13 protein-coding genes are annotated in these 13,913 nt (G+C 27.9%); 3 read left to right on the top strand and 10 right to left on the bottom strand.

Going from position 1 to position 13,913, the window contains the following annotated elements:
• Positions 1-19: 19 nt before the first annotated feature.
• The 10 genes from hslO to Q1J48_RS08055 all read right to left on the bottom strand — a co-directional run bounded on the left by hslO (position 20) and on the right by Q1J48_RS08055 (position 11,694).
• A complete protein-coding gene (gene hslO / locus Q1J48_RS08010) occupies positions 20-922 on the bottom strand; it encodes an Hsp33 family molecular chaperone HslO (protein WP_300362514.1) in 903 nt (300 codons plus the stop codon).
• A 13-nt stretch (positions 923-935) separates the two neighbouring features.
• Positions 936-1,424, bottom strand: coding sequence for a ComEA family DNA-binding protein (locus Q1J48_RS08015; RefSeq protein WP_300362517.1), 489 nt, complete (start codon positions 1,422-1,424; stop codon positions 936-938).
• 12 nt (positions 1,425-1,436) lie between these two features.
• The gene (locus Q1J48_RS08020) at positions 1,437-2,837 is read right to left on the bottom strand and encodes a coproporphyrinogen III oxidase (protein WP_300362519.1); all 1,401 of its coding nucleotides are present in this window, start codon (positions 2,835-2,837) and stop codon (positions 1,437-1,439) included.
• A 9-nt stretch (positions 2,838-2,846) separates the two neighbouring features.
• Positions 2,847-3,908: a type IV pilus twitching motility protein PilT gene (locus tag Q1J48_RS08025; protein WP_300330215.1), complete on the bottom strand. Its 1,062-nt coding sequence runs from the start codon at positions 3,906-3,908 to the stop codon at positions 2,847-2,849.
• A 30-nt stretch (positions 3,909-3,938) separates the two neighbouring features.
• Positions 3,939-4,745, bottom strand: a complete 807-nt coding sequence (locus tag Q1J48_RS08030) for an undecaprenyl-diphosphate phosphatase (RefSeq protein WP_300330212.1) — start codon at positions 4,743-4,745, stop codon at positions 3,939-3,941.
• A gap of 14 nt (positions 4,746-4,759) precedes the next feature.
• Positions 4,760-5,755 carry an ADP-glyceromanno-heptose 6-epimerase gene (rfaD, locus tag Q1J48_RS08035; RefSeq protein WP_300330209.1) on the bottom strand — a complete coding sequence of 332 codons (996 nt, stop codon included), beginning with the start codon at positions 5,753-5,755 and terminating at the stop codon, positions 4,760-4,762.
• A 119-nt stretch (positions 5,756-5,874) separates the two neighbouring features.
• On the bottom strand, positions 5,875-6,585 hold the full coding sequence (locus tag Q1J48_RS08040; RefSeq protein WP_300362521.1) for a hypothetical protein: 711 nt from the start codon (positions 6,583-6,585) through the stop codon (positions 5,875-5,877).
• Between the two features lie 21 nt (positions 6,586-6,606).
• Positions 6,607-9,261, bottom strand: a complete 2,655-nt coding sequence (gene secA / locus Q1J48_RS08045; protein WP_300362523.1) for a preprotein translocase subunit SecA — start codon at positions 9,259-9,261, stop codon at positions 6,607-6,609.
• Positions 9,262-9,348: 87 nt separating this feature from the next.
• Positions 9,349-11,355 (bottom strand): NAD-dependent DNA ligase LigA, encoded by a 2,007-nt coding sequence (ligA, locus tag Q1J48_RS08050; RefSeq protein WP_300362526.1) that lies wholly within the window; start codon positions 11,353-11,355, stop codon positions 9,349-9,351.
• Between the two features lie 147 nt (positions 11,356-11,502).
• The gene (locus tag Q1J48_RS08055) at positions 11,503-11,694 is read right to left on the bottom strand and encodes a hypothetical protein (protein ID WP_300330199.1); all 192 of its coding nucleotides are present in this window, start codon (positions 11,692-11,694) and stop codon (positions 11,503-11,505) included.
• A gap of 192 nt (positions 11,695-11,886) precedes the next feature.
• Between Q1J48_RS08055 and Q1J48_RS08060 the strand changes: the two genes are divergently transcribed.
• The 3 genes from Q1J48_RS08060 (at position 11,887) to Q1J48_RS08070 (ending at position 13,782) form a co-directional block, all read left to right on the top strand.
• Positions 11,887-12,714: an MBL fold metallo-hydrolase gene (locus tag Q1J48_RS08060; RefSeq protein ID WP_300362529.1), complete on the top strand. Its 828-nt coding sequence runs from the start codon at positions 11,887-11,889 to the stop codon at positions 12,712-12,714.
• A gap of 110 nt (positions 12,715-12,824) precedes the next feature.
• Positions 12,825-13,064, top strand: a complete 240-nt coding sequence (locus tag Q1J48_RS08065; protein ID WP_300330193.1) for an acyl carrier protein — start codon at positions 12,825-12,827, stop codon at positions 13,062-13,064.
• Positions 13,065-13,074: 10 nt separating this feature from the next.
• Positions 13,075-13,782 carry a tRNA threonylcarbamoyladenosine dehydratase gene (locus Q1J48_RS08070; protein ID WP_300330190.1) on the top strand — a complete coding sequence of 236 codons (708 nt, stop codon included), beginning with the start codon at positions 13,075-13,077 and terminating at the stop codon, positions 13,780-13,782.
• The last annotated feature ends 131 nt before the right edge of the window (positions 13,783-13,913 follow it).

Genomic DNA, 13,913 nt, shown 5'->3' on the forward strand with positions numbered 1-13,913 from the left:
TATTCATTTTTAAAGTAACCTATTTCCCTTCTAAAAATTCTTTAAAATCTTCTTTTGTAAATTGATATTTTTTACCACAGAAATGACATTCTGTTTCTATTGTTCCTTTTAACTCTTCTAATAAATTTAAAATTTCATCTTTTCCTAATGTAATAAGTCCCTTATAATATTTATCTTTATTACAATCACAGTAATAAGAAACTTCTTTTTCTTCTAAAATTTCATAGTCCTCAACTAATTTTTCATAGCTTTCATCACTCATATCTTCATATAATAATTTTACAATTCTTTCTAAATCCATTCCACCTTTAAAAAGTTCTGTAACATTTCTTATAGCTTTTATTTTAGCCTCTAACAAATCTATAAAATGTTCATCAGCTCCTGGGAATAACTGAACCATATATCCTCCAGCAGATCTTACTGTATGTTCATCTTGCAGATCTACTCCTAAAGCTATAACAGTTGGAGTTTGTTCAGAAGTAACATAATAGTAAGCTATATCTGTCGCAATCTCTCCTGTTTGAATTTCTGAAAGTCCTACATATGGTTCTTTAAGTCCCATATCTTTTATTACTCTAAGACTACCTTTTCCAATTAAATTAGCTACATCTGGTTGGTTTACTATCGGTTTTAAAGGTAAATCTGCTTGAGGATTTGATAAATATCCTTTAATATGTCCATTTGCATCAGCTGTAACAACCATATTATTAACAGGTCCGTCTGTATCTGTTATAAGAGATAACATATCATTTCCTTTTAAAGATGCTCCCATTATAAGTCCTGCTGTTAAAAATCTTCCAAATCCAGCAATCGCTGTTGGACTACATTTATGAATATCTAGAGCTTTTTGTACAACTTCTGTTGAATTTACAACAAAAAATCTAGCATTCTTACTCACTCCTCTAATTATTCTGCTTTTCAATTAATTTTTCCTCCTAATATCTAAATAAATCTTTATATTTTTCATAATTTTTCTTTGAAATTAATTTTTTTAAATCTTTATTATTTCTAATTCTTCCAGTAGATAAATACTTATTAATCGCTTTTATCTCACTTGTTGAAAAACCATAATATCTTAAATCTTTTTCATTTATTTCATTAATATTTATTGATTTTAATTTAATATCATTTTCATCTATAAAAAAATACTTTTCTAATTTTTTACAAGTTTTAGAACCAATACCACTTATTCTTTCTAACTCTTCTATAGATTCTATTCCGCCTTTTATATCTCTAAAGCTTATTATCTTAGAAACATAACTTGAGGCAACTCCAGCTCTCAACATCTCCTCTTGAGTAGCTGTATTTATATTTAGTTTCCCTAAATTATTATCACTATATATTATTTTATATTTAGTATCTAGAGAAAAACTTGAAGAAAATATAAATAAAAAACTACAAATCAACAATATTAATTTTTTCATAAAGCTCACCTACTATAAATTTTTAAATAATTCTCTCTTTTGATCCATTCTCTCTTTTAATTCACAGATATACATATAAGGATCCTTTGGATTAATCTGTCTAACTATGGAAAATCTTGTTTCATCAACTTTATCTACTTTTTTACTGATAGCTCCACCACCAAGTCCTATTGTAGATTGATTTTCCTCTATCATCTCTATATTAAATATAGATTCTTTTCCCTCAATAGAGTAACCTACATTTTCTCCCCAGTTCATACTATTTTTTTGTCTATAAAGATAGTATGGGAACATATTTTTCTCTCTCACTACCTCTTTTATCTTATCCTCTATCTTTTGGTTATCTATCTCTGTTATCTTATAATTATTTTTTATAAGAGTAGATCCATTTTTTATTGCTAGAAAATGGATAGTTAAATTATCAATATCATAATCTTTTACCTTTTCAAAAGTATTTAATACATCTTCTACTTTTTCATTTGGTAATCCGATTATAAAATCCATATTTATTATAAATCCCAATCTTTTTATCTCTTGATACATTTCATTAAAATGCTCTATATCAAATCTTCTATTTAAATCTTTTAAAACTTCCTCATTAAAAGTTTGTGGATTAAGACTTACTCTATCAACCTTCATTTTTTTCAAAATCTGAAGTTTCTCCTTAGTGAGAGTATCCTCTCTTCCAGCTTCAAAAGTAAATTCTTTAAGATGAGTAAGATCTATATTTTTATATAGTTCCTCTAAAATATTTTCCAAATCTTTTTCTTTTAAGATACTCGGAGTCCCACCACCAAAATATAAGGATTCTATCTTTGATTTTTTATCTCTTAATAGCTCTCCTGTAAGTCTAATCTCTTCAATAAGAGTTTCTACAAATTTTTCATAGTAATTTCCTAATTTACTATTGATTTCATAAGATGCAAAGGAACAATATTTACATCTAGTAGGACAATAAGGAATTCCTACATACATATTTATTGCATCTTCATTTAAATATTGATTTTCTTTTTTTACTACATTTATAAGAAGTTCTCTTTTTTCTGGAAATACAAAATACAATTTTTCCAAAATTTCATCAATCTCTTCAAAACTATACCCCATTATCAAATATCTTCTTACAAGCTTAGTCGGTCTCACTCCAACTAAAGCTCCCCAAGGATAAACTTTATCAAATAACATTAAAAGTCCAGCTTTTACCATCACAGTTTTTTGATCTATCATTTTATCAGTATAATTTTTTAAAGTAAAAACTTTAGTTTTTCCATTAGATGATATTTCTAAAGATATTTTGTCTGATGTTTCTTCTAAGGTTTTGACATCTAAAACTTCTATATTTTCATCAGGCAAAAGAACTTTCTTAAATTCATATATGGTATTCTCTTTTGCCACAAAGTCTAAATTTATTTTCAACTTTTACTCCTACATTAAATTCTTTCTTAAATTTTTTATCTCTTTTTCAAATTGCTCAGTTGTAAGTTTTTTAGCTCTATATAATTCTTTTATAGATTCTTGCTTATTAAGCACTCCCTTTCTTCCACTGACATCTAAGAAAGATGATATTTGAGAAACTTTTCCATTTTTTATATTTCCCTGTATTCCACTATTGGTATACATAATCTCACAAACAGGTAGTTTTATAGGTTTATTTTCTTCATCGATTCCATTAATAAATTCTTGATGTATTACACCTAATAAATTTGATGCAACCAACCTTTGGATATATTCTCTATCTTGCTCTTCAAACATACCTATAATTTTATCAACCGCATCAACAACACTATTTGAATGTAAAGTAGTTAAGACCAAATGTCCTGTTTCAGCTAAAGTCAAAGCTAATTCAACATTCTTTTTATCAATTAATTCTCCAACCATAACTATATCAACATTTTGTCTTAGAGCAGACTTCATACCTTCTGAATAGCTTCTTACATCTTTACCTATCTCTCTTTGTCTTATTATACTTTTATCATTTTTAAAAACATATTCAATAGGATTTTCTAAAGTTAAAATATTATATATCTTTTCACTGTTATATTTATTTATCATTGCAGCTATTGTACTTGTTTTTCCACAACCAGTTTTTCCACAAACAATTATAAGTCCCTGTGTCTCATCAAAAAAATCATTTATTTTCACACTTAGATTTAAATCTTCCAATGTAGGTGGATCTTTTCTTACAATTCTTAATGAAAGAGAAAGTTCCCCTCTCTCATAAAAAATATTTACTCTACAATTTCCTTCTAAATCTTTAAAAGATATATCTATTTCCTTATCTCTTTTTAATCTTTCTTTTTCCTCTTCTGTTAATAATTCAGAAATTAATTCCTCAATATCATCTTTTTTTATGATTGAACATTTATCATACTTATAAAGTTTATTATCTATCCTAAAAATTGGAAATTCATCTACTGATAAATGAATGTCTGTTACTTTGTAAGTTCTTCCTTTAGATATTAATTCTAAAAAAGTTTCTTTATTCATAGATTCTCCTTCCCAATATCCTCCATTTTATTATTTTAAAAATAATAAAACTAATATTCCTAGTATTATTCTGTATACTCCAAATAATTTAAATGTTCTTGTTTTTATATATCCCATAAACCATTTTATAACTACATAAGCCACTACAAAAGATATAAAAAAACCTATCCCTAATAATTGCCATTCAAGTGGAGTAAAAGCAAGGCCATTTTTTACAACTTTCAATAAAGTAGCTCCAAGCATAGTTGGTATTGCCAAAAAGAATGAATATTCAGCTGCTACTCCTTTAGTAAGTCCTAAAATTAAAGCACCTATTATTGTTGCTCCTGAACGAGAAGTTCCTGGTATCATTGCTAAACATTGAAAAAATCCAATAGCTAATGCTAATTTATATGGTATCTTTTCAATCTTATCTATTGCATTTGATTTTTTTATTTTATCCTCTATAAAACAAAAAATTATTCCATAAAGAATTAAAGTTGTTGCAACTATTTTAGTATTTCCCAAGAAAAATTCTGTTATATAGTCATCCAATAAAAGCCCTAAAACTCCAGCTGGTATAACTCCTACAATAACCTTACTCCAAAGATTTATTCTTTGATTAAAAACCTCTTTCGATTTAACAAAAGGATGAATATCATTCCAGAAATATATAACAACTGAAAGTATAGCTCCTAATTGAACTATTATTAAAAAATTATCCATAAAAGCCTTTGTTACATATGGACTGTTTATAAACTTTTCAACAAGTATCATATGTCCAGTACTACTTACAGGTAGAAATTCTGTAACTCCTTCAACTATTCCAAGTATTATAACTAATAAAAACGGATTCATTTAAAAATTTCCCCCTATAAATATGGATCTTCTTTAGCTAGATAGTTTACTACATAATCATAAACTCCCTCTTCTAATGTACAGAATTTTTTTGTATATCCAGCTCTTTTTAATTTTGCCATTTCTGCTTTTGTGTAATATTGATATCTTCCTCTTAAATCTTCTGGCATAGGTACAAACTCTATAACTTCCTCAGAATTTAATTTTTTACCAGATGCAGCTTCCATTGTAGCCATTGATAAATCTCTGAAACTTCTAGCTTCTCCAGTTCCTAAGTTATATACACCAGATTCAACTTTTTCTGTTAAGAAGAAATATAATACATCTACAACATCTTTTATATATACAAAGTCTCTAAGTTGTCCCCCATCTTCAAACCCCTCTTTATGTGATTTGAAAAGTTTAACCTTTCCATTTTCTTTATACTGATTAAAAGTATGGAAAACCATTGAAGCCATTCTTCCTTTATGATATTCTTGAGGACCATAAACATTAAAGAATTTACAGCTTATCCATTGCTTTGGAGTTTCTTTTTGTTTAAATGACCAGTCATCAAATAATTTTTTAGAATATCCATATTTATTTAATGGCATTAATTTTTTAAACTCTTCAACAGATATATCATCATCATATCCTAATTCTCCAGCTCCATAAGTTGCTGCTGAAGATGCATTAACAAAGTTTATATTTTGTTTTGCACAAAATTCCCATAATTTTTTAGTATAACCGTAGTTATTTTTCATAAGAAAATCAGCATCTGTTTCAGTAGTTGCTGAACAAGCTCCGAAGTGAGCTACTCCTGTGATTTTTTTTGCATTTTCTGGATTTTCTAACCAATCAAATAATTCATCTCTGTCCATCCAATCAGCATAATCTCTTTTTCTTAAATTTAGCCATTTATTTTCTGTTCTCATTTTATCAACTGCTAAAATATCATTTATTCCCATTTCATTTAGCTTCCATATAAAAGCACTTCCTATAAATCCTGCCGCACCTGTTACTATTATCATAGTGTCTCTCCTTTCAATTATGGTACATTATATATAACTAATTAAATTTTACCATTTTTTACTAATTTTTTAAAGTCATTTTTTGAAGAAAAAATGGCGTTCTTATGAACGCCACAAAATTATTGTTTCCATCTCTCTAATGGAGATAAATAATCTGGATAAGCTATATATAAAGCTTTTGCATTTATATTATTTAACTCTTTTTTATCCAATGTTTCTGCTTTTGATTTTCCTACTATCTCTTCAAGTCTTTCAGAAATCTCTGCTCCATACCAACTTCTTTCATCAAAGAACTCTTTTCTTTTTATAAATTTATTTAAAAGTTTTCTTAATTTTTTAGTATCACTTTCATCTAAATCATTTTTCTTAGAAAGTGCAACTATTTCTTGCCATTCCTCTTCTGTTGCAACTTGTGTAGCTATATGTGTTGATGGATTAGCCATTTTTAAACGAGAATCCATAACCATTTTTTCAACTAAACCTTTAGGATTTTTTAAGTTTGTATCTTCTAAATAGAATTTTCTATCTATTTTTGATGGATATTTATTTAAAAGTTTTACAAATCTCTCTTTATCCTCTTCATCCATCTCTTTTTTTGTGCTTAAAGTTGATAAGAAATTATAATCTTTCTCTGACATTATTCCTGTTTTTCTTAAATAATAGATCGGATCTTCATTACCATATTCATCAGTTATATAAGCACTTTCAACAACTGCTTTTGATATTGTTGATTCCCAATTCTTCATCTCTTCATCTGTTGCCTGTCTTTCCTTTACAGAGCTACAAGCTCCTAAAACTAAGATAGACATTATTAATAAAGCTTTTTTCATCTAATCACCATACCTTATTTTTTATCTTCCACAACATTTGTTGTAAGGTTTTCCACTTCCACAAGAACAAGGAGCCTCTGGATTTTCTGGTCCACCAATATTTTCTTTATTTTCTACAATTTTTGCTTCTTCTTCCTCAGATATTCTCTCTAAAGTTTCTTCTTCGGGAGTTCTTATAGCTACTTTAAACATATATGAAGTTGTTTCTTTTTTTATTGTTTCTAGCATCTGTCCATACAATTCTCCAGAAAGTAATTTATATTCAACAATAGGATCTCTTTGTCCATAAGATCTTAAATAAATTCCCTCTCTCAAACCATCTAATGTTTTTAAGTGTTCTCTCCATCTATTATCAACAACTTCTAATAAAACATATTTTTCAATCTGTCTCATTATCTCTGGAGTAATTTCAGCTTCTCTCTCATTATATTTTGCCTCTAAGTCATCAGCTAACTTATCAGCATACTCTTCAATACCAAAAGCTTTATACTCTTCTTGATTTTCTATTACATATCCATATTTTTCTTCTAAAAATTCAGAAAGTCCTTTTATATCCCATTCTTCTTTATACTCTCCAACAAATTTTTCAATTACTGCTGATTGGACACTTCCTCTTAACATAGAAATTATAGTTTCTTTTAAGTCATCTTTAGAAAGAGCCTCATTTCTACTTGCATAGATAGCTTCTCTTTGTTTGTTCATAACGTCGTCAAACTCAAGTAAAGATTTTCTTATACCAAAGTTTCTTGACTCAACTTTCTTTTGAGCATTTTCAATAGCTTTTGTTATCATTCTATGAGTGATTTGCTCTCCTCTTGGGATTCCTAATCTCTCCATAACATTTTTAACTCTATCTGATCCAAATAGTTTCATAAGATCATCTTCAAGTGATAAGTAGAATTGTGATTCTCCTGGGTCCCCTTGTCTTCCTGATCTTCCTCTTAACTGATTATCAATTCTTCTTGATTCATGTCTTTCTGTTCCAAGAATATAAAGTCCACCTAAAGCTTTTACTTTTTCTTTTTCTTCATCACATTGAGCCTTATATTTTTTTAACACTTCATTATACTCTTCTGGAGAAACATTTTCACTTTTTGCCATAAACTCAGCATTTCCTCCAAGCATAATGTCAGTTCCTCTTCCTGCCATATTTGTAGCTATTGTTACAGCTTTATATCTTCCAGCTTGAGCAACTATCTCTGCTTCTTTTTCGTGGAATTTAGCATTTAATACATTGTGAGGTATATTTAATTTTTTTAACTCATTTGATAAAAGTTCTGAACCTTGAATAGTTATTGTTCCAACTAACACTGGTTGCCCTTTTTCATATAGTTCTTTTATTTTTTCAACTATTGCTTCAATTTTTTCTTCGTGAGTTTTATAGATTATATCTCCATTATCTTTTCTTATAACTGGTTTGTTTGTTGGTATAATAACAACAGCTAAACCATATATAAACATAAACTCAGTAGCTTCTGTTTCAGCTGTACCAGTCATTCCAGATAACTTTTCATACATTCTAAAATAGTTTTGTAAAGTTATAGATGCAAGAGTTTGGTTTTCTCCAGCTATTTTTACACCCTCTTTAGCTTCAATAGCTTGGTGTAAACCATCAGAATATCTTCTTCCCTCTAAAGCTCTTCCTGTAAACTCATCTATTATTACAACTTCATTTTCTCTTATTAAATAATCTTTATCTCTTTCAAATAATTCTTTAGCTTTTAAACATTGCATTAAGTAGTGAGTTAATTCAATAGTTTCTGGAGAGTATAGATTTTCTATATTAAGCATTTTTTCAACTTTCTTAATTCCTTTTTCTGTTAAAACTATATTCTTAGCTTTCTCATCTACTTCATAATCTTTCCATACTTCGTCTGGAATATTCATTTCTTTTTTCTTTTTAACATCTGTTATTTTTTCAGTCTCTCTACTTCTTTCTAGATATGTAACTATTCTATAAAAAGTTTGATAAAGTCTAGCTGTATTTTCAGCAGCACCAGATATAATAAGTGGTGTTCTAGCCTCATCTATTAATATTGAGTCAACCTCATCAACTATACAGAAATTTAATTTTCTTTGTACCTTATCTTCTACTCTTCCAACCATATTATCTCTTAGGTAGTCAAAACCAAATTCAGAGTTAGTACCATAAGTTACATCTGCTTGATAAGCTTTCTTTCTCTCATCATTTTCTAGTCCATTAAGAATAACCCCTGTTGTTAATCCTAAGAATTCATAAACTTTTCCCATTTGCTCCTTGTCTCTTTTTGCCAAATAATCATTTACTGTGATTATATGTACACCTTTTCCACTAAGAGCATTTAAATATACAGGACAAGTAGCAACTAAAGTTTTACCTTCCCCTGTTTTCATCTCAGTAATTTTTCCTTCGTGAAGAACTATTCCTCCGATTAATTGAACATCATAGTGTCTCATTCCTAAAACTCTTTTTGATGCTTCTCTTACAACTGCAAATGCTTCTACTAATATATCATCTAGTGTTTCTCCATTTGCAAGTCTTTGCTTAAACTCTTCAGTTTTTGCTTTTAATTCTTCATCTGTTAGATTTACAAATTTTTCTTCTAAATCATTAATTAATTTTACTTTTTTCTGAATTCTTTTGATCTCTCTATCATTTTTGGTACCAAAGATCATTTTCAATAGACTTGTTATCATTCTCTATTTCCTCTCCATTTTTATTTTTTGCAATTATACACATTCTAATATATCATAATATTACTTATTAGTCAAACCTGTCTTTCATTATTCCCCTTTGACTATCTTGAAAAATTCCTCTTCAGTAATTATTTTTATACTCTCTATTTCCTGAGCTTTTTTTAATTTACTTCCAGCACTTTCTCCCACTATTAGATAATTTAGATTTTTACTAACAGCAGAAAGATTTTTTCCACCAAATTTTTCTATCTCTTCTTTTATCTCATTTCTTGAAAATTTAACCAATTTTCCTGTAACTAAAAATGTTTTTCCCTCGAAAATATTTCTCTCTACCTTAGACTCTTTTTCTTGTGAAAAGTTTAATCCATAAGATTTTAATTTTTCTATCATCTCTATATTTTTCTCATCTTTGAAGAAATTATATACAGATTCCGCAACCTTATCTCCCACTCCATTTATAAGTAGAAGATCTTCCACTGTCATCTTCATAAGAGTTTCTATATTTTTACTTTCTTCAGCTAATAAATTGGCTAAAAATTTTCCAACCTCTGGGATACCTAAAGAATAAAGTACCTTTGAGTAATCTCTTTTTTTACTCTCTTCAATAGAATTCAAAAGATTTTCCACACTTTTTTTACCCATTTTTTCAAGTTTTTCTATCTCTTCTTTATACTGACTTAAATTATATATATCAGTTATATCTTTCAGATATCCCAATTCTAAAAATCTCTCAACTATTTTTTGTCCAAGTCCCATTATATTCATTCCATCTCTTGAAACAAAATATTCAAATTTTCCTTGAATTTTTGCTGGACAACTTTCATTAATACATCTTAAATCTACAAGTCCCTCTTCTTTTTCAAGTGAAGAACCACAAATTGGACAAGTTTTAGGAGCTTCTATTTCTCTTTCTTCTCCTGTTCTTAATTCTTTTATAGGTTTTACTACCTGTGGTATTATCTCCGCTGCCTTCTCTATAAAAACTTTATCTCCTATTTTTATATCTTTTCTTACTATCTCATCAAAATTATGAAGACTCGCTCTCTTTACCTTACTTCCTGATACTTCAACCTCTTCAAGTTCTGCTACTGGAGTAACCTTCCCTGTTCTTCCTACCTGCCAAGTAATATCTAAAAGTTTTGTTGATACTTGTTTAGCTGGAAATTTATAAGCTATTGCCCATCTTGGACTTTTAGTTGTATTTCCTAATATACTCCAGTATTCAATCTCATTTACTTTTAATACCATTCCATCTGTTTCATAGTCAAGTTTTTCTCTAGCATCTTTCCAATACTCTATTCTTTTATCTATCTCATCTACACTAGATAAAACTTCAGCTATTTTTGTAGTTTTAAGCCCTAATCTTTCCAACATTTCAAAGGCTTCACTATGAGATTTTAATCCATATTTTTCCCCGTCAACTACAAAATAAAAATAGCAATCAAGACCTCTCTCTTTTACAATTTCTGGATCTAATTGTCTTAAAGTTCCACTAGCTGCATTTCTTGGATTAGCAAATATTTCCTCTCCATCGACAAGTCTTTTCTCATTTATCTTTATAAATCTACTAATAGGTAGAACAATCTCACCTCTAACCTCTATATCAATCTTTTCTTTTAAAATTTTTGGAATGCTTTGAATTTGTAAAATATTTTCTGTTACATCCTCACCGATCATTCCATCTCCTCTTGTAACACCTTGAACCAATTTTCCACCTTTATAAGTTACACTTATAGAAAGTCCATCAAGTTTTACTTCAAGTACATAACTTGGTTTTTTTCTCTCTTCTAAAAGCTTATCCACTCTTTTTATAAAGTCCTCAATCTCTCCAATATTATAACTATTAGAAAGACTCAACATCTTTTCCTTATGAGTTACCTTTGTAAATTTTGTATTTTTTAAACTTGATCCAACTTGATTAGTTGGAGAGTTAAACATTGTATATTGAGGATTTTCTTTTTCTAGCTCCTCTAATTCTCTTAAAAGTTTATCAAACTCTATGTCTGAAACAAGACTTTCATTTAAAGTATAATAATAATAACTATATTTTTCAATCAATTCTCTTAGTTCTTTTATTCTTTCTTCTTTTTTCATATTTTTTATACCAAACCTTTATTTTTTTCATTATTATATCATATTAATATAGATTTTATAATATAGAATATAAAAAATAGCCAAAATACATTGGCTATTTTTTATCACTGGAGTATTAATTAAAAATTAAATTTCATTTAAGTTGTTCTACTTAGCTATTTTTTTTAACTTTAAATTTTTTTCAATCAATTTGTACACATCTTCATGTGTTAAACTTTTTTCACCTTTTAAAGTTTCAAGATATTCTTTTACAGCTTCGTGCTCTTTTTTATGATATTTATTTATAATATAGTGTACATCAGCCTCTTGAGAAAAGTTTACAAATTTATGTTCTTTCATCAAAAATCATCTCCCATTTTCTCCAGCTGTCTTGATTATATTCCTTTTATTTTTACTTTTCAACCCTTTAATTAATATTCCTTATTTTTTCTTAAAAATATCTCAAATTATATAAATTCGTTTAAAAAATAATCATTTTTTTATTTTTTGTGCTATAATCTTTTTATATGATAATTGTTTTAGGAGGAAAAAATGATCACTATAAAAACTTTATTAGAAAATTCTGGTTCTAGAAATCGTAGCCTTTTATTTGAACATGGTTTATCTTTCCTTATCACTATCGATGAAAATTCTTATCTTTTTGATTGTAGTGGAGGAGATAAATTTTTAAAAAATGCAAAAAAAATGAATGTCGATCTTTCTAAAATAAAGGGTGTTATTCTTAGTCACTCTCATTTTGATCACTGTTGTGGATTTTTAGATCTTGTAGAAAATTTTGAAGTTAAAAATCTTTATACTGGAAAAAATTTCTTTGATACAAAATATTCTTTCGACGGATTAAAGTATTCATATTTAGGTTGTGGATTTGATGAAAACTTTCTTAAAAAGAATAATATCTCTCACACAGTTTGTAAAAATTTAATTAAGCTTGAAAAAAATCTATTTATCATTGGAAATTTTAAAAGAAATTATGATTTTGAAATGAGTCCTAAAAGATTTATTGTTGATAGAGGAGATAAAATAGAGATAGATAATTTTGAAGATGAAATTTGTATAGTTATAAAAACATCTGAAGGGTTAGTTGTTGTAACTGGATGTTCTCATCCTGGTATTTTAAATATGCTTTCTAGTATAAAAGATATTTTTAATGAAAAAATCTATGCTGTATATGGTGGAACACATTTAGTTGAGGCTGACGATTCCCGTCTTGAAAAGACTTTAACAGAGATGAAAAAATTAGGTGTAAAAATTTTAGGTTTCTCTCATTGTTCTGGAGAAAAAATTACTGAACTTATAAAAAAAGATGATGAATTTTTAAGTTGTCAGCTTAATACTGGTGACGAGATAAAGATATTTTAGTTTTGAATCATTACAATTTTTATTTTATTACAGTTTATTATATTTTTTTCTTTATTTTTTTAATCAAGTATTATATAATACTCTCGTAGGAGTAAGTTAGGAGTGAAACTATGAATTTTAATCAATTAGAAATTATTAAAAAAATTGTAGCTGATCAACTTGATATATCAATATCTGATATAACTGATGATTCAGATCTATTTAAAGATTTAGGTGCTGACTCTTTTGATATTGCCAATATAGTTAGTGAAATAGAGGTTAAGTTTGACATCTCTATCCCCTATGTTGAAACAAAGTATATCACTTTAATGAAAGAGCTTTTAGAGCATACAGATAAAAAATTAAAATAATTGGAGAAATATGATATTTAAAAGAGAAGAATTATTAATTGGAAAAGAAAATTTAGAAAGACTTAAAAACTCCCATGTAATTGTTTTTGGTGTCGGTGGAGTTGGAGGATTTGTAGTTGAAGGACTTGTTCGTGGCGGAATCGGTGAATTAAGTATAGTTGACTTTGATACTGTGGACATCACAAATATAAATCGTCAAATTATAGCCACAACTGAAACTATTGGAAAAGTTAAAGTTGACTTAATAGAAGAGAGGGCTAAGTCAATTAATCCTCAGATAAAAATTAATAAATTCAATGAAAAATTTTTAAGAGAAAATAGCTCTAAATTTTTCGAAAACAAAAATTATACTTATGTAGTTGATGCTATTGATATGGTTACTTCCAAACTTAGTATAATTGAAAATGCCTACAATCTAAATATCCCCATTATATCTTCTATGGGAACTGGGAATAAATTAGATCCTATGGCTCTTGAAATTGCCGATATTTCAAAAACTTCTGTTTGCCCTTTGGCTAGGGTTATTAGAAAAGAAGTTAAAAATAGAGGAATTAAAAAATTAAAAGTGCTTTATTCTAAAGAAAATCCTAGAAAACCTTTCAATGAAGACAATAGCAGAGAAAAATCTGTCAATGTGGGTAGCATATCTTTTGTTCCATCTGTGGCAGGACTTATTATTGCCTCTGAAGTTATAAAGGATATTTGCAATTTAAAATAAATTTAAGGAGAATGAATTATGGAAAAAATAGGAGTTTTTTACGGTACAACAACAGGAAAAAGCGGTGCTATCGCTGATGAAATAGATTTTAATCTTAGAAAAATAGATCACGAAATATTTAATGTAGCTGA

Origin of the sequence: Fusobacterium sp. (assembly GCF_029258315.1) — a bacterium.
Taxonomy (GTDB): domain Bacteria; phylum Fusobacteriota; class Fusobacteriia; order Fusobacteriales; family Fusobacteriaceae; genus Fusobacterium_B.

Excerpts from the sequence above, each read along its gene's own strand:
- Q1J48_RS08015 (WP_300362517.1), bottom strand. The coding sequence starts at position 1,424 with ATGAAAAAATTAATATTGTTGATTTGTAGTTTTTTATTTATATTTTCT.
- Q1J48_RS08025 (WP_300330215.1), bottom strand. The coding sequence starts at position 3,908 with ATGAATAAAGAAACTTTTTTAGAATTAATATCTAAAGGAAGAACTTAC.
- Q1J48_RS08030 (WP_300330212.1), bottom strand. The coding sequence starts at position 4,745 with ATGAATCCGTTTTTATTAGTTATAATACTTGGAATAGTTGAAGGAGTT.
- rfaD (WP_300330209.1), bottom strand. The coding sequence starts at position 5,755 with ATGATAATAGTAACAGGTGCGGCAGGATTTATAGGAAGTGCTTTTATA.
- Q1J48_RS08040 (WP_300362521.1), bottom strand. The coding sequence starts at position 6,585 with ATGAAAAAAGCTTTATTAATAATGTCTATCTTAGTTTTAGGAGCTTGT.
- secA (WP_300362523.1), bottom strand. The coding sequence starts at position 9,261 with ATGATAACAAGTCTATTGAAAATGATCTTTGGTACCAAAAATGATAGA.
- ligA (WP_300362526.1), bottom strand. The coding sequence starts at position 11,355 with ATGAAAAAAGAAGAAAGAATAAAAGAACTAAGAGAATTGATTGAAAAA.
- Q1J48_RS08055 (WP_300330199.1), bottom strand. The coding sequence starts at position 11,694 with ATGAAAGAACATAAATTTGTAAACTTTTCTCAAGAGGCTGATGTACAC.
- Q1J48_RS08060 (WP_300362529.1), top strand. The coding sequence starts at position 11,887 with ATGATCACTATAAAAACTTTATTAGAAAATTCTGGTTCTAGAAATCGT.
- Q1J48_RS08065 (WP_300330193.1), top strand. The coding sequence starts at position 12,825 with ATGAATTTTAATCAATTAGAAATTATTAAAAAAATTGTAGCTGATCAA.
- Q1J48_RS08070 (WP_300330190.1), top strand. The coding sequence starts at position 13,075 with ATGATATTTAAAAGAGAAGAATTATTAATTGGAAAAGAAAATTTAGAA.